Source organism: Corynebacterium sp. HMSC05D08 (assembly GCF_001807215.1).
Taxonomy (GTDB): Bacteria; Actinomycetota; Actinomycetes; order Mycobacteriales; family Mycobacteriaceae; genus Corynebacterium; species Corynebacterium striatum.
The window spans coordinates 40,551-59,376 of the sequence record NZ_KV788310.1 but is presented as its reverse complement, the minus strand read 5'-3'; the positions used below and the strand labels follow the sequence as shown (position 1 = coordinate 59,376).

Genomic DNA, 18,826 nt, shown 5'->3' with positions numbered 1-18,826 from the left:
CTATATGTCTTCCCCATTAGTCACTCTGCGTAATGCCACCTGCGGCTATGGTGCCCGGGATATCCTCACCGACGTTGATCTTGAGATCCGCGCGGGCGAGGCCGTGGCGCTCCTGGGTGCCAACGGTGCGGGCAAGTCTACTCTGCTCAAGGCAATCACTGGCCTGGCTGCCTTGCGCGGCATGGCCACCATCGACGCCTCGCTCGGATACGTCCCGCAGTACCAAGACTCCGACCTGAGCTTTCCCGTCACGGCTTACAAGGTCGTGGAAATGGGCCTTTTGCCCTCAGTGAGCTGGTGGCACAAGTGCACGAGCATGCGTAGCTACCGCGACCGCGTACTCAATGCCCTGCGACAAGTGGGGATGGAGCACCTCGCCGAGACGCGGTTTGGCCAGCTCTCGGGTGGGCAGCGCCAGCGCGTACTCATCGCGCGCGCGTTGGTTTCGGCCCCGGAGCTGGTGCTTCTCGACGAACCCTTCAACGGGCTTGATCAAGAAAGTCGCCGAATCCTGATTCAGATCATTGCGGATCTCAAGGAAGCAGGAATCGCCCTGCTCGTCTCCACTCACGACCCCATCTTGGCGCAGCACACCTGCGACTGGGCGGCGTTTGTGCTCGACGGCAAGGTCCACACCATGGGAACCGAGGAAGCAGTGGAAACCTATATGGAGCAAGGCGCGCGACTGTGATAGAGCAGATTCTCTTCGCCCCGTACCTGCGCAATGCCTTTCTCTTCCTGCTGTGTCTATCGATTGCGGGAGCTGCCATTAGCGTCCTCGTTAATCTTCGCCGCATGGAATTTACGGTGGAAGCCCTCGTGCACTCGGTTTTTCCGGGCATCGTGGTAGGGCTCATCGTGGGCGGCATCCCGGGCATCGTGCCGGGTGCGGCCGCGGTGGCCACGGTGACGGTGCTGGTGCTGGCTTCTCTGGGTTCTGGGCGGGGCCAGTCAGCGCGGAAGCTGGATATGGAAGCCGGAACGGCCGTGGTGCTGACCTTCATGTACGGCATCGGCGTGGTCATCAGTTTGGCCTATGGCGACAAGTCCGGGCAGCTGGAGGCCCTCATGTTTGGCCGGCTTCTCGACGTCACGCAGTCCAGGCTGGCAACCTCCGTCACGCTCTGCGTGATTGCGGCACTGCTCATCCTGACAACCTGGCGCATGCAGATTCTCGTCGCTTTCGATACCACAGCGGCCCGCGCCATGGGCATCAACGTGGCGGCTTATGAGCTCATCGCGAATATCGCGGTTGGCCTAATCGTGGTGGCGGCTAGCTCGGCAGTGGGTGTGTTACTGGTTATCGGTTTTATTGTCATTCCAGGCCTCTCGGCGCGCTTGATCGCTAGATCCCCGCGCAGCATGTGCTTCTGGGCTGCGGGTTTGTCCACACTGGCAGTGGTGGTGGGATTTGCCATCATGTTGTCCCAAACCACGCATCAGATTTCGCCGCAGGCAATCGTCAGCTTGATGCTGGTTGCCACCGTGCCGCTAGCGGGCTTGAAGGGGGTATTTAGCTGATGGGACTATCTCATCTTGATCCAGAGATCCTGCGGTTGCCCCTCCTTGAGGCCATCGCTGTGGGATGTTTATCTGGCTTGGTTGGAACCTTGATGGTCATGGGCAAGCGCGTCTTTTTCGCTGAGAGCCTGTCACACGGAATCTTCCCCGGCGCGGTGCTCGGTGTAGTGGTGGCCAACCTTCTGAGCTTGGATCTCTCCACGGGTTTGATGGTGGGCGCGGCACTGTTCTGCCTGCCTTTGGCCTGGCTTATGCGGTGGCTGAGTACCGTCGAGGGCATTTCTTCGACTGCTGCCGCCGGCGTGACGCTCACCCTGGGGTTTTCCCTGGGCATCTTGTTGCTGCGCTGGTTCCAACCGCTACCTATCCACGTGGATAGCTTTCTCGTGGGCTCGCTGACCACTGTCAATGCGCAGGATGTCTGGTTTGTCGGCGCCCTGGTGGTGGTCAGCCTTGGCGTGCTGGTGGCATTTCGCCGGACGTTGGTCTCCTTCTACTTCGACCAAACGTTCTTCCGCGCACAAGGCGGAAAGCCCGGCCGCTACGACTTGCTTACCCTCACGCTTATCAGCGTGACCATGGTGGTTGTGATTCCCGCGGTGGGAACTATCTTGTCCCTGGCGCTGCTGGTAGCCCCGGCGGCGGCGTTGCAGCCGTGGATCAAGCGCCCCACCCAGCTCATGCTCGGTGCCGGTATCGCGGGCATTGCGCTGGCATGCGGCGGGCTCTGGCTGGCGGCCGCACTCAGTTTGTCGGCGGGCGGCTGGATCGCGGTGCTGGCGGGTGTGTTCTATTTGCTCAGCATGGGGCTACGCGCCTTGCTCTAAACGCCCGGCGCGCCGCCTCCCGGGACGAGCGATATGCCCGGGTAACCTGATTATTCGTGACTCATATCCTCGCCCCACTCCCAGTCGATCCCCGCAATCCCGCAGCTATTTTGGATGAGCTCGAGAGGGCCATCGCTGGGCAGACCACGCTCTTGCCCCTTCCCGCAGCGGACCGCACGCGGGCGGAATTGCTGCGCAACCACATGCGCGCGGGCGAATCGATTGCTGAGGACATTGTTTTGGTGGTGGCCACCTCGGGTTCCACGGGCACACCGAAAGGTGCGCAGCTAAGCCCGCTTAACCTGGTGGCGAGTGCGGATGCCACCCATTCTTTCCTGGGTGGGCCCGGCCAATGGCTACTGGCCATGCCCGCCCACCACATAGCGGGCATCCAAGTGCTCGTGCGTTCGTTGGTGGCGGGTGTGGAGCCACTGTGCCTCGACCTGTCCCAAGGCTTTAACATCGCCGAGTTCGCCCGCGCAGCAGAAGAACTCGCCCACACCGAGGACCGCATGTACACCGCGCTCACGCCGATGCAGCTGCACAAGGCACTCGATTCGCTGGACGGCATCCAAGCGCTACGCCATTTCAACTCCATCCTGGTGGGTGGAGCAGCGCCGCATCCCCAGCTATTAGAATCTGCGCGCAAGCTCGACATCACCGTGGTAACCACCTATGGCTCCTCGGAGACTGCGGGCGGATGCGTCTACAACGGCACTCCCCTGCCCGGCACTGAGGTGCGCATCGGGGAGGATAACCGCATTTTCTTGGGCGGGCCGACCATTGCGCAGGGCTACCGCAATGTGGAATCGCGCGACTTCGTCGATGGCTGGTTCGCCACTTCCGACGCCGGGGAGCTCGACGCCCACGGTCAACTCACCGTCACTGGGCGTCTGGACAACATCATCAACTCGGGGGGCCTGAAGTTGCACCCAGAACAGCTGGAACAGCTCTTGTTGCAGGTACCGGGCGTCGAGAGTGCATGCGTGGTGGGCATCCCCGATCCACGCCTTGGCCAGATGATCGCCGCAGCTTACACCGGCTGGGCCTCGCGTACCGACATCCTCGAAGCGCTCGATGACCTGCCTCGGTGGCAGATTCCGCGCGAGATTATCCGCATTGCTGAGATGCCGCTGACCGGTCCCGGCAAGGTGGACCGTCGTGGTGTCGCAGGGCTCTTTAAGAACTGATTAGGCTTCGTTAGCGCGCACCGTCACGTCGGCGGCCGCGACTTCCGCAAGGGAGAACTCCTTGCCCCCTGCGTGCAGGTTAAGCAGGCCCGCAACGCGGGAATCGACTACGACCTCGACGCCTAGGCCGACGCCGTGGCTGTCGAGGTAGCGCAACAGCTCGGTGTCCCCGTCACATACCCGCTCGATGGTGACAGGGGTGTGAAGGGGGACGTCGTCAAGCGTGAGCGTGCCAAGGTCCTCGATGCTGCCCTGCGCGTCGGGGATGGGATCGCCGTGGGGATCGCGCTGAGGATGGCCCAGGTGCTGATCGAGGCGATCGATGAAGCGATCGGAGCATGCATGCTCGAGGAGATCGGCGTCCTCGTGAACCTCGTCCCAAGTGTAGCCCAGCTCTTTGACCAGGAAGGTCTCGAGGAGACGATGGCGGCGGACCATGCCCATGGACAGTGCCTGGCCCTCGGGGGTCAGTGAAACTCCAGCGTAGCGCTCGTGTTCCACCAGCCCTTGGGCAACGAGACGCTTTACGGCTTCCGACGCCGTGGGCACCTTTTGGTTCAATCGCCCCGCCAGCTCCTTGAGCGCGATGGGCGCGCCGCCGGAGTGCTCGGAGAGGTCCCACAGGGCTTTGAGGTAGTCCTGGGTACGTTCAGGGAGATCGCTTAAGTGCATGACATTCATCGTAGTAAAGTCCTTGCCCTGCGAGCGATTCACATAATAACTTTTAAGAAAGTTCAACGCATTGAACTTTTGCCACGGGTGTGGCCCACAGCCGTCCTTTCTTGGGTACGTACGACGCGCTTTTGGCATACCCGTGGCTTTTATATGTCCGCCGTGTACGTCCCCTTGTGCACAACATGCCCGCGGTGGCGTGGCACAATAACTGACATGTCACTTTCTGCCTATCCCGCAACTGCCAAAGACTGGTTCCAAGGCGCTCGCCCACATACATGGGCAAATGCTTTCGCCCCAGTCATCGCTGGCACTGGCGCCGCGGCCGCGCTCAATGGCGCGCACTGGGGCCGCGCTTTTCTCGCACTCATTGTGGCGTGGGCGCTCATCATCGGTGTCAACTACGCCAATGATTACTCGGATGGCATCCGCGGCACCGACGACGACCGTACTGGCCCGCAGCGCCTGACCGGCGGCGGGCTGGCGAAGCCGCAGCACGTGAAGTGGGCGGCCTTTGCTTCGTTCGCAGTTGCCGCCGTGGCTGGCATTGCGTTGTCTTTGGTAGCGAACGCCGCGTGGCTCATCTTGGTAGGCGCGCTTTGTATTGCCGGCGCATGGTTTTATACCGGAGGCAAGAATCCCTACGGCTACCGTGGGCTCGGCGAGGTCGCCATCTTCATCTTCTTCGGTTTGGTGGCCGTACTGGGCACGCAGTTCACGCAGGCTGGCCGCATCAGCCTGACGGGTCTTGCGCTGGCGATAGGCATTGGTGGCATGAGCTCCGCAGTCAACTTGGCCAACAACATTCGCGACATCCCCTCCGACACTGAGGCCGGCAAGATCACCTTGGCCGTGCGCTTGGGCGATAAAAAGTCGCGCAACCTATTCATGTGGCTGCTGCTCATCCCGGTTATGCTGACCATTGTCATCGCATTCGATTCCTGGCTGACATTGGCTGCCTTGGTGTACTTCCCGTTTGCACTCCAAGCCGTCCGCACGGTCAACCGCGGCGCCCGCGGCCCCCAGCTCATCCCGGTGCTCGGGATCACTGGCCGCGCAATGCTGGTGTGGGCGCTGGTCAGCGCGATTGCGCTTTTTCTCGTCTAAAAATACTTACTGTCAGCCTTCCCCGTAGGGAAAACGTACGCCGAAGGGCAAGACCTCCAAGCGAAGTTAAAAGTTGCCGATTTAAAATTTTCTGAAATTTAAATCACAAACATTACTCAGAGTGATACACTGCACTCACTTCGTTTTATCTGTCCGCACAGAAAGGTCGAAAGTTGTTTATTTTCGATGAGATTCCAAAAATCGAATCTGTTGGGGGTCTACCCCATCACGGGTAAGAGGGCGAGAGGCTGTGGCCGAGAGTAAGGTCACAATCCAACTGCCCAATGCCGTAAGTCTGGAAAAGTGTCTCCGACAGCTTGAAATTTCTGACCAAAGACTTGCAAAAATGGGCCCGAATAGACCAGGCGCCCCCTACGATTGGCAATTCGTTTTAAGCGAGTCATTCAACGACGGCAGCGCATGTGTTCACTTTGGCGTTGTTTGGTATGACTTGGAATTTTTCTTAGAAAAGAAAGACAGTTTCCGCGACAACCGGCATACCTCAATACTGCAAAATATAGGAATCGCTCCTTCGAGAATATCCGTAGACCACTGGGTGAGGACCAAATAGAGTGTTGAAAACTCCACTAGGTAATGATGGGTCAAAAGGCAAAGTCTTTAGTCTCGTCATTGCCTACTTTTTTATGTCTCTGTGCGGAGCGATGACTTCAATCGCAATCTCACTAAACTTCGCCACTCGGCCAAACGGTGAAGCACTTGTGGCCACTGTTCTAGTAACAGGGGCCTGCGCGCAGGTATTTGTGTCCCCTCTTTTGACACCATTCTTTGATCGAGCAAATCCTTTTACGGTGGCAAAGCTTGGAACAATATTTGAGTGCCTTACTCTCATTTTCTTGTGCGGCTTTCCATCAACGCTCACTCTCATCGCAGGAAATATCGTAATAGCTACGTTGAGTGGGATTACCATTCCAGCCTATTACGCAATTGCAGATTCAAGCCTAGATGCCTCGGACCAAGCCCGGGCTTTTTCCTACTTGGACACGGCTCGGCTATGTGGCAGCTTCGTAGGCCCTGTACTCGGCGGCGGATTCCTAGACATCGCCTCACTACGCACAGTATTTGCATTGGAGGCCCTAGCCGTCGGGAGCTCAATTATTGTGGTGCAGCGTTTGCAAAGACAAGATTGGCCCCTAGTTCCATCAACTTCCCCCCACACTCTCAAGGCCGAGGCCCCAAGTCCTCTGCACAGCATTGTTGAAGCTCCAAAAATACTTCTTAACAATCCACGTTCGCGTCAGGCGCTGACAAGCATCTGGGCCGCGATTATCTTCACATCGATTTTTAACGTGGCTCTCGTGTTCTTCGCCACTCAGTCCCTGAATACCAGCGGGTTTTTATATGCAATAGTCGCCCAGTGTTTTGTCGTGGGACGGATTTTAGGCGCAAGATTTTCAGCAAGACTTACGAAGGCAAACGCCCTAGCGACCTTGATCAAAAGTGGAATAGGAATGGGGATCTGCATCTCGATCCCAGGCTTTGTGCCCGCGTTATTTCTCTGTATTCCGCTTTTCGCATTGGCTGGAATGTTTAATGGACTCCAAGTGTCTGCTCTAAGAATAGTGGTCGTCAGCGCCGTCGATCCAAAGATTAAGCCCAAAGCGTTAGTAACGATGGGGACGATTAACAATTCGGCAATGCTGGTTGGATACATTGTGGGTGCACCGACGGTATCTGCCGCTGGACCGAACGCTGCATTAATCATCGCCGGCCTCGGCACAGCACTGTTTACTGCGCTTCCTTCGTTATGGAACAAGCTCACAAAGCCGTTCCTCCGAAGTAATTGAATGCCACGATGTGAAAGCTAGCGGCCTGCCAACTCCGCTTGGACCCAGGCCTTATGAGCCTTGCGCTGAGCGGAATACTCAGCCAAGGTCTCGGTGGCTTCTACGCGCCATTTCTTAAACACGAGCATCGACAGCGGCAGCGCCACGAATAGGGCAAGCAGCGCTGCAAGCAGTACGGGAATGGGGAAACCTGCCAGGATGGCGATGAGCTCGATGACCACCGTGAGAAGGATAAAAAGCACCACGCGGGCCAAGCCGTACCTCCAAAGCGCGGCGCGGGAGCGACGGCGCAGCTCAGGGTCCGGCGTCGGCGGCTCTGGGTGGGATGCGGAAGAAGTATCAGTCATGTGGCTAAAGTCTACGCTTTCGATTCCGTAGGATATAACGCATGGGTCGTTTGATTTTACTTGTCTTGGTTGTCCTTGCCGTCTACTTGGTGTGGAAGGCGTTTGGCCCTTCCAGCTGGAAGAAGCCGGAACAGGTCGAGCAGCGCCCAGCCATCAAGGGCCCAGACGACGATGAAGAGTTCCTGTGGAACCTCGAGAAAGAGCGCTTCAAGGAACGCCGCGCCCGCGAAATGCAGGCCGAGCGGGAAGCCGAGGAGCGCCGCCGTCAACAGCGCCGCGAGAGCCACCGCCACGAGCCTCCGCGCGACGAAACGGACGAGAAGTAGGGTGCATTCTCCGCCGGCGCGGAATGGTCTCCTTCTAAAGGTCCCTCTCTACGGGTAGCTTTACGAGTAACGGCAACCCTGAAAACGCGCTTCATGGTCCCATTGCCCCACAAAGGGACCTAAGCAATGGGACCATGAAGAAAGTGATGGAAAGCTACGCCGCTAAGTGCGCGGCTGGAAGCTCATCTCTAAGCCGAGAGCCTCGGCCACCGCGGTGACCTTCTCCCAGCGCACGCCGGTGCCGCCGTGCTCGATGGTGTGCAGAGTGGAGCGAGATACGCCTGCGGCATCGGCCAGTTGCTGCTGCAGGATGCCCAACTCGCGGCGGCGAGCCGCGAACTCCGCTCCGATGGCGAGCAGCTGCGGGTTATCACCCGCCGGTTTGCCCTGTTTATTACGTGGCTTGTGAGTATCCGGCATTAGTTCAGCCCTGCGTAGGAGTGCAGGCCGGAGACAACCATGTTGATGAAGAACAGGTTGAAGACCATCAAAGACATAGCGGCGATGTTGATCCACGGCGAGAACTTACGCCAAGACGGCGTCGCGCGAGCGTGCAGGTAAGCGGCGTAAAGAATCCAGGTGGCGAAGGAGACGGTCTCCTTCGGGTCCCAGCCCCAGAAGCGGCCCCATGCGGACTCCGCCCAGATAGCACCAAGCACGATGCCTAGGCCCAAGGTCGGCAGCGTCACGATGCCCAGACGGTATGCCAGCTGGTCCAGCTTCTTAGCCGAAGGCAGTGGCTTTGCCACCGTTCCAAAGAAGCCATGCTCCTTGCCCTTCGGCTGCCACACGCGCAGCATGCTCAGCAGCGAAGCGATACCGGAGATAATGCCGATAGAAGCACCCAGGGAAACCACGGTCACGTGAATGGGCAGCCAGTGCGACTGCAGCGCCGGAACCACCGGTGCCGACTCCGCATACAACTTGGTGGAGCCGTAGAACATCAGCGCCAAGATCGGGGTCAGCATCCATGGCCACATCGTGCGCCACTCTTTACGCTGCATCGCGATGTTAGCCACGATCAGGACACCGGCCGTGACCATCAAGACGTACTCGTAGAGGTTGCCGAACGGGAAGCGGTGCGTTGCCAGACCGCGCAGCACAATCGCGGTTACGTGCAAGACAATGCCGAGCCAGATGAGCATCTGGGTCATGCCGCCGAGCTTGTCAGCCTTTTCCTCACGCACGCGGACGTCATCAGCGTGGAAAACGGAATCGGAGGTGTCGACAGGGGTGGCGTCGGCAAGCGCGGCGTCGTCCTCAGGCGCATAAGCGCTGCCGCCCGCAAGCACTGCCTGCTTGGACTCCGCCTTCTTGGCGGCTGCGGCGCGGCGGGCATCGATGACGCCCTGCATGCGACCGTAGTACACCAGCGAAATGAATAGCGCGATGGCGTAAATGACGAAGGCCGTTTGCACGGCAATGTCGGAGAAATTCGACAGATTCTGATCAATCAGCATGTAAAACCTTGCGCTTTAGCTCTCAATAGTTCCTGCATACAATACTCTCGTACGCTATCCACCTCAAACTTTTGGCGGATAGCTTTAATCCTCTACCCAGATCTCGTCTTCTTCGACCTCGTCTGGATCCGGCAGCTCCAGCAGTGCTCGGTGGACTGCGTAGAACTCCTCGGACCAACCAGCACGATCGGTGCGTGCCAATCCACCCATCTGGATATCGGTGCCGCCGTCAGCGGCAGGGCTGATGCGCACCCAGATGCGGCGGCGCTTGATCACCAGCGAGCCCACCAAGGAGACAAGCATCAAAAGGGCCGAGACCAAGACCCACTTCTGGAATGGGTCATAAGAAATCTGGTAATTCGCAAACTGGGAGGCACCGTTGAAGGTGACCTTGGTGCCGTCGTCCAACGTCACGGACTCGTTCTGGCTCAGGTTCACGCGGTCAATCTTCTGCAGCTGGCCCGAGTGCACCAGGGAGGAGTCCAGATCGAAGATGGACTGCGCGGTACCGGTATCCAGGCCGGCGTCGCCGCGGTAGATGTCAATGGCCAGTGCCGGATCGGTCAAGCCCGGGTAAGCAGAGGTGAGCAACTGGCCGTTCTCACCGGACCACTGTGCGGTCGGCGCGAAGAGACCCTGGATGGCGATCTGGTTCTGGCGGCGCTCAAACAAGTCCGGGTACATGCCGGCCGGCGGGTCGAAACGCATGACGCCAGAAGAAAGGAAGCGAACCATGTCATCGGGGCGGAACTGGATGGTCTGGGTGCGCTTCTCACCGTTGGGCCACTCCACCGTTACGGTCGGCGCGTAGCCGTGGCCCTGCAGGTAGACGCGGTTGTGGGACAGGCGCAGCGGGTGATTCACGCTGAGCTCATAGTCCTTCCAGGAGGAATGATCCGTGTAGATGTCATCGCCCTCCGCGTAGGACACGTTGGAGGTAAACATCTCCGCCTGGCCGTTATCCAGGTAATCCGCCGTGAAGTCATGCGCCACGAAGCAGAACGGGTGGAGCCCGGTGCCGTCGAAAAGCGAGCCCGCGCGGAAGGAGTCATAGTTCGAGGTCGAGGTATTGCAGAACTCAGTGGACTGCTCGAGGCTGGCTTCCTTGTCCTGGGAGCCCGACTCGGTCACCACGATGACCTGGCCTTCATAGTTGACCAAACGGCCCGCGGCCACGGTCAGCAGGATTGCCACGAGAGCGACGTGGAAGATGAGGTTGCACAGCTCGCGGGCGTATCCGCGCTCCGCGGAGAAGGACTTGAGGCCGGCGCGGTCATCTTCGGCGCTCGTCTCCGAAACGCGCCACTTTTTCAGCAGCTTGCGGGTGGCCTCTTCGATCTCTTCCGGGGAATGCTCAGAGTGGCCTTCTGCATGCAGCGGCATCTTGTCCAGGTACTTCGGCGCACGGGTAGGCGGAGTCTTCCATGCCTTGTAGTGCTCCCAGGAACGCGGGATGATGCAGCCCACCAGGGAAATCATCAGGAGGATGAAAATGGCCTGGAACCAGATGGAAGAGAAGACGTCGAAAAGCTGCAGCTTGTCGTAGATCTCCGCTACCTTGCCGTGGGACTCGATAAAGTCCGTGACGTTGGATTCGTTAAGGTCACGCTGCGGCAGCAGCGAACCGGGGATTGCGGCTAGGGCCAACAGGAACAACAGCGCCAGCGCGGTTCGCATGCTGGTCAGCCAATGCCATGCTTTACGCAGATAGCTCACTATAAGTTTCATGTCTCTCTGTGCCTTCTAAGCCTTATATGCCTTCTAGATCAGCGTCGCGCCGTACTCGACAGTCCACTGACGAATGAAGTTGATGAAATTACCCCACATGCCGGTAACCAGCGCGAGGCCCACGAGAATCATGGCGATGCCGCCGATGATCTGAATGGTACGAGAGTGCTTGCGCATCCACGAAATGGTGCGCATAGCGCGGGCGGAGCCCAAAGCAACGAGGAGAAAGGGCAAGCCAAGGCCCAAGCAATAACCAATGATGAGCACGGTGCCGCGCACCGCGGTCATGCCCTGCGTGCCGACGGAAACGGAGATGATAGCCCCCAGAGTAGGGCCCAAGCACGGGGTCCAGCCAAGCGCGAATACGCCGCCCAGCAGCGGTGCGCCGAGCCACGTGGTCCAGCGGCGCGGAGCCATGCGGGTATCCTTCTGCAGCACTGGAACCACGCCCATGAACACCACGCCCATGAGGACGGTGATCACGCCACCGACGCGCATGAGCATCTCCGAATTCAGCGTGAGCGCGGAGATCGCACCAAAGACAGAAACGGTAGCGAGCACAAAGACCACCGTGAAGCCCAGGATGAACAGCAAAGCTGCTGCCACCACGGCCCATTGCCTGCGCTTTCCGACGCCCACCCCCAGCTCCGCGTCGTAGCTCACCTCACCACCGACCACGCTGGCCAGGTAAGAGATGTAGCCCGGAACCAAGGGCACCACGCAGGGGCTAGCAAAACTGACCAAACCCGCTGCTGTTGCGGCAAGAATTCCCAGCAGAAGCGGGCCGGCTGCGACGGTATCCGCAAAGGCCTCACCGACACCGGCGGCGAGAATGTGCTCCATTTATTCCTTCTCCAATGAGTCCACGACTGCGAGGACGTCCTTATCGGTGATTTCCCTCAAGAAAACTGCGGCTGGGCGATGCTGCTTGTCCAGCACGATGGTGGTGGGCACCACCGAGGTGGGCACACCACCGAGAGCCGCCGCGGTCTTGAATGGCGGGTCATAGATGGACGGGTACTCAAGGCCGTTGTCCTCGAGGAAGTCACGCGAGATTTCCGGGTTGAAGTCGCGCACGTTGATTCCCAAGACCGTTCCAGTGCCGCGCTTGGTCAGCTCGGCATGGACGTTCTGGAGGTCATCGGACTCGGAGCGGCACGGCGCGCACCACTGTCCCCACGAGTTGAGCACGACGATCTGATCCGAAAAGTCATCCAGGGAAATTGTCTTGCCCTCGTTGCGGAGATCTTCACCGGTGAAAGACTTCAGCGGCTTGCGCTGATCCGGCGCGTACGTGATTTCCTTCTGACCGCCCGGGGCAAAGAACTCGAAAGTACCGCCGGTAGCTACGGCATTCTGCGCGTTATCGGCATCTTGACCGCAGCCCGCAAGAGTGGTCGCTGCAACGAGTACAGCTGCCGCCACGGGGAGGAATGTGTTTTTCAAAGCTCTGCCTTAAATCGCCTGTGCAGGTGAAGAATAGAAGATGTCGATCAGCTGGTCGTCCTGGAACACCAGGGAGGTGACCGAAGCCAGATCGCATTCGCGATCCCACGGGGCGTGCGCGAGGCGCTTGCCCAGTGCGGTGCGCTGCACCATCACGATGGGCAGCTGGTGAGAGACGATGATGGCCTCGTGGCCTTCTGCCTTCTGACGTGCGCGCTCGACGGCGTTCATCATGCGCGCAGCAATCTCTTCGAAGGGCTCGCCCCAAGAAGGCTGCAGCGGGTTACGCAGCAGCGGCCAGCGCTGTGGGTTCCACAGCTGGGAGTTCCAGCCCTTGGTGCGCAGGCCCTCGAAGCGATTGCCGGACTCAATGACGCTCTTGTCGACGTCCACATCAAGGCCGGTCACCTTCGAAATCGGCTGGGCGGTTTCCTGCGTGCGCTGCAGCGGGGAGGCCACCAGGTAGGTGACGTCGTGGCCGCGGAATGCCTCTGCCGTGCGCGCCGCCATGGAGTGTCCACGGGAAGACAGGTGGTAGCCCGGAATGCGCCCGTAGAGGATCTTGTCTGGGTTGTAGACCTCACCGTGGCGAACCAGATGAACGATGGTCGTCGACATAAATGTTCCTTTCGCTCTTTACGTGAGCTGCTGCGCTAGTGCGCAGGTAGACTAGCGCACTACTGCGGGCGAACTGCCGCTGCTGCTGCCTGCGCTGCCGGAGCAAGCGCCTTTTCGATTACCTCAAAATCATTGTCGGTCAGGGCGTCCGAAACAAACCAAGTCTCGAAAGCTGACGGCGGAACGTAGACGCCGCCCTGCAAAAGCTCGTGGAAGAACGGTGCAAAGCGCCAAGTATCGGCAGCCTTCATGTCGTCGAAATTATTGCCCTGCCCCTCTGCGAAGCGGATGGAGAACATCGACGAGGCACGCTGGATGTTGTGGGCCACGCCTTCCTTATCCAGGGCAGCGGAGATAAGGCCGGTGAGGCGGTCTGCATTGGCAGCCAGACGTGGGTAAAGCTCTTCGTTTGCCAGCTCGAGGGACTTCAGGCCAGAAGCCATTGCCACCGGGTTACCGGAAAGCGTGCCCGCCTGGTAGACCGGGCCAACCGGTGCGAGATAAGCCATGATGTCGGCGCGGCCGCCAAAAGCTGCTGCGGGCAGGCCACCGGAGACAACCTTGCCGAAGGTGACCAAGTCTCCCGCCACATTGTCGACGCCGAACCACCCCTTGTGGGAGGTGCGGAAACCAGTCATGACCTCGTCGAGGATGAGCAGCGCGCCGTCGGCATGCGCGATTTCCTTCAGCGCCGCATTGAACCCCTCATCGGGAGCCACTGTGCCCATGTTGCCCGCGGCTGCCTCAGCAATGATGCAGGCGATTTCGCCTGGGTGCGCGGCAAAAGCCTCGCGCACGGCAGCGAGGTCGTTGTAAGGGACCACGATGGTGTCGGCAGCGGAAGCGCCGGTGACACCCGGGGAGTCAGGAAGGGCGAAGGTGGCCACACCAGAACCAGCAGAGGCCAACAGGGCGTCGACGTGGCCGTGGTAGCAACCGTCGAACTTCAGCACCTTGGCGCGGCCGGTGTAACCGCGGGCTAGGCGCACTGCGGACATGGTGGCCTCAGTGCCGGAGTTGACCAGACGCACCTGCTCTACTGCGGTGCGCTCCACAATGCGCTCTGCCAGCAGGGTTTCTGCCTCAGTCGGCGCGCCGAAGGAAAGGCCATCGACCGCTGCCTTCTGCACAGCCTCCACGATTGCCGGGTGGGCGTTGCCGTGGATCATCGGGCCATAGGAGCTAACAAGGTCAACGTACTCGTTGCCGTCGATGTCCCATAGGCGGGAAGCCTCGCCGCGTGCGATGACGCGGGCCTGGCCGCCGACCGAACCGAAGGCACGGACCGGAGAGTTCACGCCACCTGGGGTGACCTTGGAGGCGCGCTCGAACCACTGGGCGGACTGGGAAACTGGCTGCTGACTCGTATTAGGCATAGCCAACATTGTAACTGCTTTGTCCCTATACAAAAGTTGGAGTGTCCGAAACGCGCCACCGCACCCAGAGCACTTCGCCGAATTGCATCCGCTCCATCTACTCCACGCGCTACTTACCCTGCACAGGTTTCTAATTGCCGTTAAGCTACTGTCATCGCCACGATCGCAGCGCCGGGGGAACAACAAAGCGCGCTGCACACCGACTGCTCATGCAGCTTGCAACCAACACTCGTGGCGGTGGTTTTAAAAGGGGGAAATTTTCATCATGCGCTCACGCATTTTCTTCTGCGCTATCGGCCTTAGCGCTGTATTTTGTGCATCCTGTGCAAGCAAAGAAGTCACCATGGTTCCAGCTCAAGATATGAAACCGCTGGAAACACAAACATCAGAAAGCACCACGCCTTGGGTCCAGGGCTCCGCGCCACAACCGGCCACACGCTTGGCGCTAGATTCCACGCAAGAGTCATCCAGCAAACACGAACCAAAGCCGAAAGAAACACCGAAGGCGCCCGCACCTGAGCAAGCTCCGCAAGAAAGCCAACTGGCCCCGCCACCAGAAGCACCGCCGCATTCACCCGATACGGTAACTATCCACGCACCTGCGCCGGCTCCGCCACCACGGCGTCCAGCACCCGCACCAGTTCCAGGCCTGCCAAAGCTGCCGGAATTTCATATGCCACCGCCACCGCCGCCACCAGCGCCGCCGCGGATTCCCACAAAGGTTCCGATTCCGCCGGAGGTACAACAGGGAATCGATCAAATCCCGAAGCCGCCACCACTTCCACGCCCGGAGGAAATCTACATCCCGCTGCCCTAGGCCACCGTTTTCAGGCCTACGATGCCGCCGATGATCATCGCCAGCCCACACGGTGTGGGCGGTACCGACGGGATACGAACCACGGCGCTCTTCCGGTGGCACACCGAAGTTGACTGCGCGCCCGCAAACAAAAATGGCACACTGGTTTCCATGAAAATCGCATTCCTTGGAACCGGCCGAATGGGCAGCGAGCTTGCCCGCCACCTGCTTAAATCTCACGAGGTTACGGTGTGGAACCGCACCGCTGAGCGCGCGCAGCCTCTCGTCGAAGAAGGCGCCAGCTTGGCAGATACCCCTGAAGAGGCGGTGACAAACGCTGAGGTCATCATCACTTCCTTGTTTGGTCCTGATGATATTCGCGAGCGCATCATCGAGCCCGCGCTGATCCCCGCCGACGTTACCTGGATTGACACCACCACCGTTTCCCCGGAGGCCGCCCGCGAGTTTGCCGCTGCCGTGGATTCCTACGTTCACGCACCGGTCGTGGGTTCCCTGGGCCCAGCCCGAAACGGCGAGTTGGGCGTCTATGTGGGCACGCCTGACGACGACCGTCGCGAGCTCGCCATGGATATCGTCGAGCCATGGGCCGGTGAGAACAAGCTGATCGGCGTCGAGTCCGCAGCTACCGCCGCCCTAGGCAAGCTGCTGGCCAACCTCGCCCTGGCCGTAACGGCCGAGGGACTGCTAGAAGCACTACAGCTTGGCGAATCCGAGGGCCTCGATTCCGAGGTCATCCTCGAAATGCTCGATATCACCGGCCTCGCGTTCATGAAGAACATGAAGGGCCCGTTCATCACGGGTGAGCGCAACACCACTCCGGGCGACTTCACTGTCGACGCCCTGTGCAAGGACGCCAAGCTCATAGAGGCTACTTCTTCTAAGCCGCTGCCAGCAGTGCACGCCGCCATCGAACGCTTTGAGGAACAGCAGTCCATGGGCCACGGCGACCAGGACTTCTCTTCTATCTTTGTATTCCGCAACAAGGGCTAGCACGAGCTAGCGGTTGCCGACGATTTCGCGCAGCACCCGCGCCAGCTGCGCGTTATCGCCTGTGTCCTGGCTATGAAAACGTGCAGCGATGAACCGCTCACGCAGTTCACTATCAACGGCTAGGCGCTCCACGTCCAAGGCAAACCCAGCATTATCCACAAGGAACGCGAAAAAGACGGTCTGCGTGCGGGTGTTTCCCTCGCGGAAGCTGTGCACAACGTTGAGTTCACCCCACACTTCCGCCAGCTTCGGGACGAACTCCTCAAGAGTCATATCGCACAACAGGTTATCGCGGGCAAGACCAGCAAAAATCTTGTTCGCGGCCTTGGTCAGCTCTGGACCCGCTGGGTAATAAGCATGACCGGCCTTCACCATGAACTGGTCAGTAGGAGCCGTACGCTCCTGCCCCGCCCATTCATAAACATCCTGGAAAAGGTGGCGATGGATGGCTTTGAAATGCTGATAATCAAAATTCCCCTCTAGGGGCTCATGCTGTAATTCCGAGATTCGCAGGAATACCAGTTTTTCCTCGAGTAATCGGAGCTCCTCAGCATCAGTTGCCCCCAATAGATTCTTCAGAACCGTTGTTCCTGGAATGAAGTAATCTTTCCAACCCCCGCTCATTTTCCCCTGCTTACTTAAATGCCGTCCGGCGAACTTGGGCTATTGCGTCCTCAGCAGACACCGTGCCAGCGGCTACGCGGCGGGCCAAGTCACGAACTTTCGGGTCACTAACGTCATGGCCGGCCAAACGCATTGCTGCGTCTCCCAAGGCCAACTTGTTATCCCTCGGTTTATCAATTTCGGTGTCTATGAACTCATTAGCGGGCTGTGGAGTAACCATTCTTTTTCTCCCCCAAAATAGCTGTTTGACGCTAAATTTTAGCAGCTCAAGGTACCAAAACCAAGGTCTTGAAAGCCTGCAAGCAGCAGAATTGATAGCCTTGCCGCATGCTGAACATCGATGCCACTTACGGACATACCACAGCCCTCGGCCATCTTGCCCGCGAGTTTGCCCCGGGCCGCATGTACGGCCTCAAGGGAGCTAACGGCTCAGGCAAGTCGACGCTGCTCGCCACTCTCGGTGGCGAGCTCGCGGCTCTCGAGGGCACCGTCCGTGTTGATGGGAAGGAGGTGGGAACGAGGGCGTCGGCAAGCGCGGTGCTCACCGTGGCCGACCCCATCTTCCTACCGGACCTCACCGTGGGCGAGCACATCGATCTCATCGCCCGGACCACTGGCGTTGACTTCGCTGAAATCATCGAATTGTGGGCGCTTGAGGAGCTCCTGCCCCACCCCGCCACGCGTTTGTCCGCGGGCCAGCGCCAGCGCGTTTTCCTGACCATCCAGCTCTACCAGCCCGCGCAAGTACTGCTTATCGACGAACCCGAGCGCCACCTCGACGCCGAGTGGACGAAATTCCTCAGCAGCGAACTGCGCCACCTGGCGAAAGAAGGTCGCTGCATCATCGTGGCGTCCCACTCGCCTACCGTCACCGATGCGTGCGATGAGTTGGTGGAGCTATGATGCCTGGCACTAACTCTCGTACTGGCATGACACGGGCCCTGTCGAAGTTCGGTGACGTCGTTGGAGCGATCGTCATGTTTGGTTGTCTCCTAGGCGTACTCTTTGGCGTGTGGCAATACGCCGCCGACTATTTGCCTTTCGTTGTAATTCGCGCCGACGTTGCTCCTCTACAGATAACGGGCGGCATCCTGGGGCTGCTAGCGCTGATTGTGCTTCTGGAGGCGCTGTTCCCGCTGCGTGGGATGCCAGGCCCCCGGTGGGTTTACTACCTCCGCCCACAAGGACGCCTGCGGGGCATGGATGCAATTTCAGTTCTGCAGCTGCTCGGGGTCACTGCACTCGCGTTGCTGCTTTGCGTGTCCCTCGGTACATCTCCTCTATTCGCGCTGGCAGCGCCAGCATTACGCATGGCCGTAGGCTGGCGTTCCTTCACCGTTGCGTCACTGCTCGCCGCTGGCCGTTCCCGTCAGGTGAGCAGTTCAGGTGTGAACCTGCTCGACTCTGAGGTCAGCTCCGATGCCCTGGCCAGCCAAAGCATGTGGTTGAAACCGCGGATCGGTTCGTCTGCTTCTTTAGCTGGCCTTTTCGCGCGCCGTCTAAGCAGGCGTTGGTACATCGGCGTCGGCGCACTGGCAGTTGCTGGTTTGAGCCTCGGGTTCGCACCGCACCTGGGTTCGCTGGGCATTCTTGCATTTGCCGCCGCTTGGTCCATGGTGGGTGCGGCCGTAAGCCGCGCAGGTTCCTTTGGGCGGATCGTGGAAGGACCTTGGGCAGAGTGGGGTCTTCCTATGAGCGCTGCGATAGGCACAGCGATTATAGGAACGGTCTTTGTTGCCATCGTGTGGCAGCTTTCACTTGCCGCACTTGCAGTCATCGCGGTAGGCCTGGCGTGGGCCGGCTACACTAGGTCCCGCCCTGCCCGCGTGACGCAAATGAGCATGGTCGATACGGGCGGTTTCGGTGCTTCCTTTTCTCCTGAAGTGGTGGGCTACTTAAGCCGTGGTTGGAAAGGCCTCGCAGTAGTGGCAGTGGCGCTTTTCTTGTAATCTCATTTCCCCACAAACTATGG

21 protein-coding genes are annotated in these 18,826 nt (G+C 59.5%); 10 read left to right on the top strand and 11 right to left on the bottom strand.

What is annotated here, in order from left to right:
- Positions 1–4: 4 nt before the first annotated feature.
- From HMPREF3148_RS03255 to menE, 4 genes are read left to right on the top strand one after another with little or no spacing between them, the layout of a single operon-like run.
- The gene (locus tag HMPREF3148_RS03255) at positions 5–691 is read left to right on the top strand and encodes a metal ABC transporter ATP-binding protein (RefSeq protein WP_049151533.1); all 687 of its coding nucleotides are present in this window, start codon (positions 5–7) and stop codon (positions 689–691) included.
- Complete coding sequence (locus HMPREF3148_RS03250) at positions 688–1,521, top strand: metal ABC transporter permease (RefSeq protein ID WP_235429996.1); 834 nt, start codon at positions 688–690, stop codon at positions 1,519–1,521. The genes HMPREF3148_RS03255 and HMPREF3148_RS03250 overlap by 4 nt, the downstream gene beginning before the upstream one ends.
- On the top strand, positions 1,521–2,348 hold the full coding sequence (locus HMPREF3148_RS03245) for a metal ABC transporter permease (RefSeq protein WP_070508690.1): 828 nt from the start codon (positions 1,521–1,523) through the stop codon (positions 2,346–2,348). Before HMPREF3148_RS03250 ends, HMPREF3148_RS03245 begins: the two co-directional genes overlap by 1 nt.
- Positions 2,349–2,404: 56 nt before the next feature.
- Positions 2,405–3,538, top strand: coding sequence for an o-succinylbenzoate--CoA ligase (menE, locus tag HMPREF3148_RS03240; RefSeq protein WP_049062514.1), 1,134 nt, complete (start codon positions 2,405–2,407; stop codon positions 3,536–3,538).
- Here the strand turns inward: menE and HMPREF3148_RS03235 are convergent, their stop codons facing one another.
- Entirely contained in the window at positions 3,539–4,210 is a 672-nt protein-coding gene (locus HMPREF3148_RS03235; RefSeq protein WP_049062518.1) for a metal-dependent transcriptional regulator, read from the bottom strand.
- Between the two features lie 216 nt (positions 4,211–4,426).
- Here HMPREF3148_RS03235 and HMPREF3148_RS03230 point away from each other — a divergent pair, with 216 nt between their 5' ends.
- Together HMPREF3148_RS03230 and HMPREF3148_RS03220 are read left to right on the top strand one after the other, a co-directional pair.
- Complete coding sequence (locus HMPREF3148_RS03230; protein WP_070508688.1) at positions 4,427–5,317, top strand: 1,4-dihydroxy-2-naphthoate polyprenyltransferase; 891 nt, start codon at positions 4,427–4,429, stop codon at positions 5,315–5,317.
- A 575-nt stretch (positions 5,318–5,892) separates the two neighbouring features.
- Complete coding sequence (locus tag HMPREF3148_RS03220; RefSeq protein WP_049146071.1) at positions 5,893–7,122, top strand: MFS transporter; 1,230 nt, start codon at positions 5,893–5,895, stop codon at positions 7,120–7,122.
- Between the two features lie 17 nt (positions 7,123–7,139).
- On the opposite strand, the gene HMPREF3148_RS03215 is transcribed toward HMPREF3148_RS03220, so the two are convergent.
- The gene (locus tag HMPREF3148_RS03215) at positions 7,140–7,469 is read right to left on the bottom strand and encodes a DUF4229 domain-containing protein (protein WP_005527641.1); all 330 of its coding nucleotides are present in this window, start codon (positions 7,467–7,469) and stop codon (positions 7,140–7,142) included.
- A gap of 41 nt (positions 7,470–7,510) precedes the next feature.
- On the opposite strand from HMPREF3148_RS03215, the gene HMPREF3148_RS03210 reads away from it, so the two are divergent.
- Positions 7,511–7,795, top strand: coding sequence for a hypothetical protein (locus tag HMPREF3148_RS03210; protein ID WP_049146035.1), 285 nt, complete (start codon positions 7,511–7,513; stop codon positions 7,793–7,795).
- A 162-nt stretch (positions 7,796–7,957) separates the two neighbouring features.
- Here HMPREF3148_RS03210 and HMPREF3148_RS03205 read toward each other — a convergent pair whose 3' ends face one another.
- The 8 genes from HMPREF3148_RS03205 to HMPREF3148_RS14175 form a co-directional block, all read right to left on the bottom strand.
- Complete coding sequence (locus tag HMPREF3148_RS03205; protein ID WP_005527639.1) at positions 7,958–8,215, bottom strand: helix-turn-helix domain-containing protein; 258 nt, start codon at positions 8,213–8,215, stop codon at positions 7,958–7,960.
- Complete coding sequence (gene ccsB / locus HMPREF3148_RS03200) at positions 8,215–9,255, bottom strand: c-type cytochrome biogenesis protein CcsB (protein WP_049146037.1); 1,041 nt, start codon at positions 9,253–9,255, stop codon at positions 8,215–8,217. Before ccsB ends, HMPREF3148_RS03205 begins: the two co-directional genes overlap by 1 nt.
- Before the next feature lie 84 nt (positions 9,256–9,339).
- A complete protein-coding gene (locus HMPREF3148_RS03195) occupies positions 9,340–10,983 on the bottom strand; it encodes a cytochrome c biogenesis protein ResB (protein WP_210382995.1) in 1,644 nt (547 codons plus the stop codon).
- 33 nt (positions 10,984–11,016) lie between these two features.
- Positions 11,017–11,826 carry a cytochrome c biogenesis CcdA family protein gene (locus HMPREF3148_RS03190; protein ID WP_070508685.1) on the bottom strand — a complete coding sequence of 270 codons (810 nt, stop codon included), beginning with the start codon at positions 11,824–11,826 and terminating at the stop codon, positions 11,017–11,019.
- On the bottom strand, positions 11,827–12,429 hold the full coding sequence (locus HMPREF3148_RS03185; RefSeq protein ID WP_046646490.1) for a TlpA disulfide reductase family protein: 603 nt from the start codon (positions 12,427–12,429) through the stop codon (positions 11,827–11,829).
- 9 nt (positions 12,430–12,438) lie between these two features.
- Positions 12,439–13,047: a histidine phosphatase family protein gene (locus HMPREF3148_RS03180; protein WP_049146043.1), complete on the bottom strand. Its 609-nt coding sequence runs from the start codon at positions 13,045–13,047 to the stop codon at positions 12,439–12,441.
- 59 nt (positions 13,048–13,106) lie between these two features.
- Entirely contained in the window at positions 13,107–14,432 is a 1,326-nt protein-coding gene (hemL, locus tag HMPREF3148_RS03175) for a glutamate-1-semialdehyde 2,1-aminomutase (RefSeq protein ID WP_049151537.1), read from the bottom strand.
- A 578-nt stretch (positions 14,433–15,010) separates the two neighbouring features.
- The gene (locus HMPREF3148_RS14175) at positions 15,011–15,199 is read right to left on the bottom strand and encodes a hypothetical protein (RefSeq protein ID WP_129721089.1); all 189 of its coding nucleotides are present in this window, start codon (positions 15,197–15,199) and stop codon (positions 15,011–15,013) included.
- A gap of 191 nt (positions 15,200–15,390) precedes the next feature.
- On the opposite strand from HMPREF3148_RS14175, the gene HMPREF3148_RS03170 reads away from it, so the two are divergent.
- On the top strand, positions 15,391–16,230 hold the full coding sequence (locus HMPREF3148_RS03170) for an NAD(P)-dependent oxidoreductase (protein ID WP_049192228.1): 840 nt from the start codon (positions 15,391–15,393) through the stop codon (positions 16,228–16,230).
- A 6-nt stretch (positions 16,231–16,236) separates the two neighbouring features.
- Here HMPREF3148_RS03170 and HMPREF3148_RS03165 read toward each other — a convergent pair whose 3' ends face one another.
- Positions 16,237–16,854 (bottom strand): Fic/DOC family protein, encoded by a 618-nt coding sequence (locus tag HMPREF3148_RS03165; RefSeq protein ID WP_049063784.1) that lies wholly within the window; start codon positions 16,852–16,854, stop codon positions 16,237–16,239.
- Positions 16,855–17,181: 327 nt separating this feature from the next.
- Between HMPREF3148_RS03165 and HMPREF3148_RS03155 the strand changes: the two genes are divergently transcribed.
- Both HMPREF3148_RS03155 and HMPREF3148_RS03150 read left to right on the top strand, forming a co-directional pair.
- Positions 17,182–17,757, top strand: coding sequence for an ABC transporter ATP-binding protein (locus tag HMPREF3148_RS03155; protein ID WP_049063780.1), 576 nt, complete (start codon positions 17,182–17,184; stop codon positions 17,755–17,757).
- A 26-nt stretch (positions 17,758–17,783) separates the two neighbouring features.
- Positions 17,784–18,803, top strand: coding sequence for a hypothetical protein (locus tag HMPREF3148_RS03150; RefSeq protein WP_034656588.1), 1,020 nt, complete (start codon positions 17,784–17,786; stop codon positions 18,801–18,803).
- Positions 18,804–18,826: the final 23 nt, after the last annotated feature.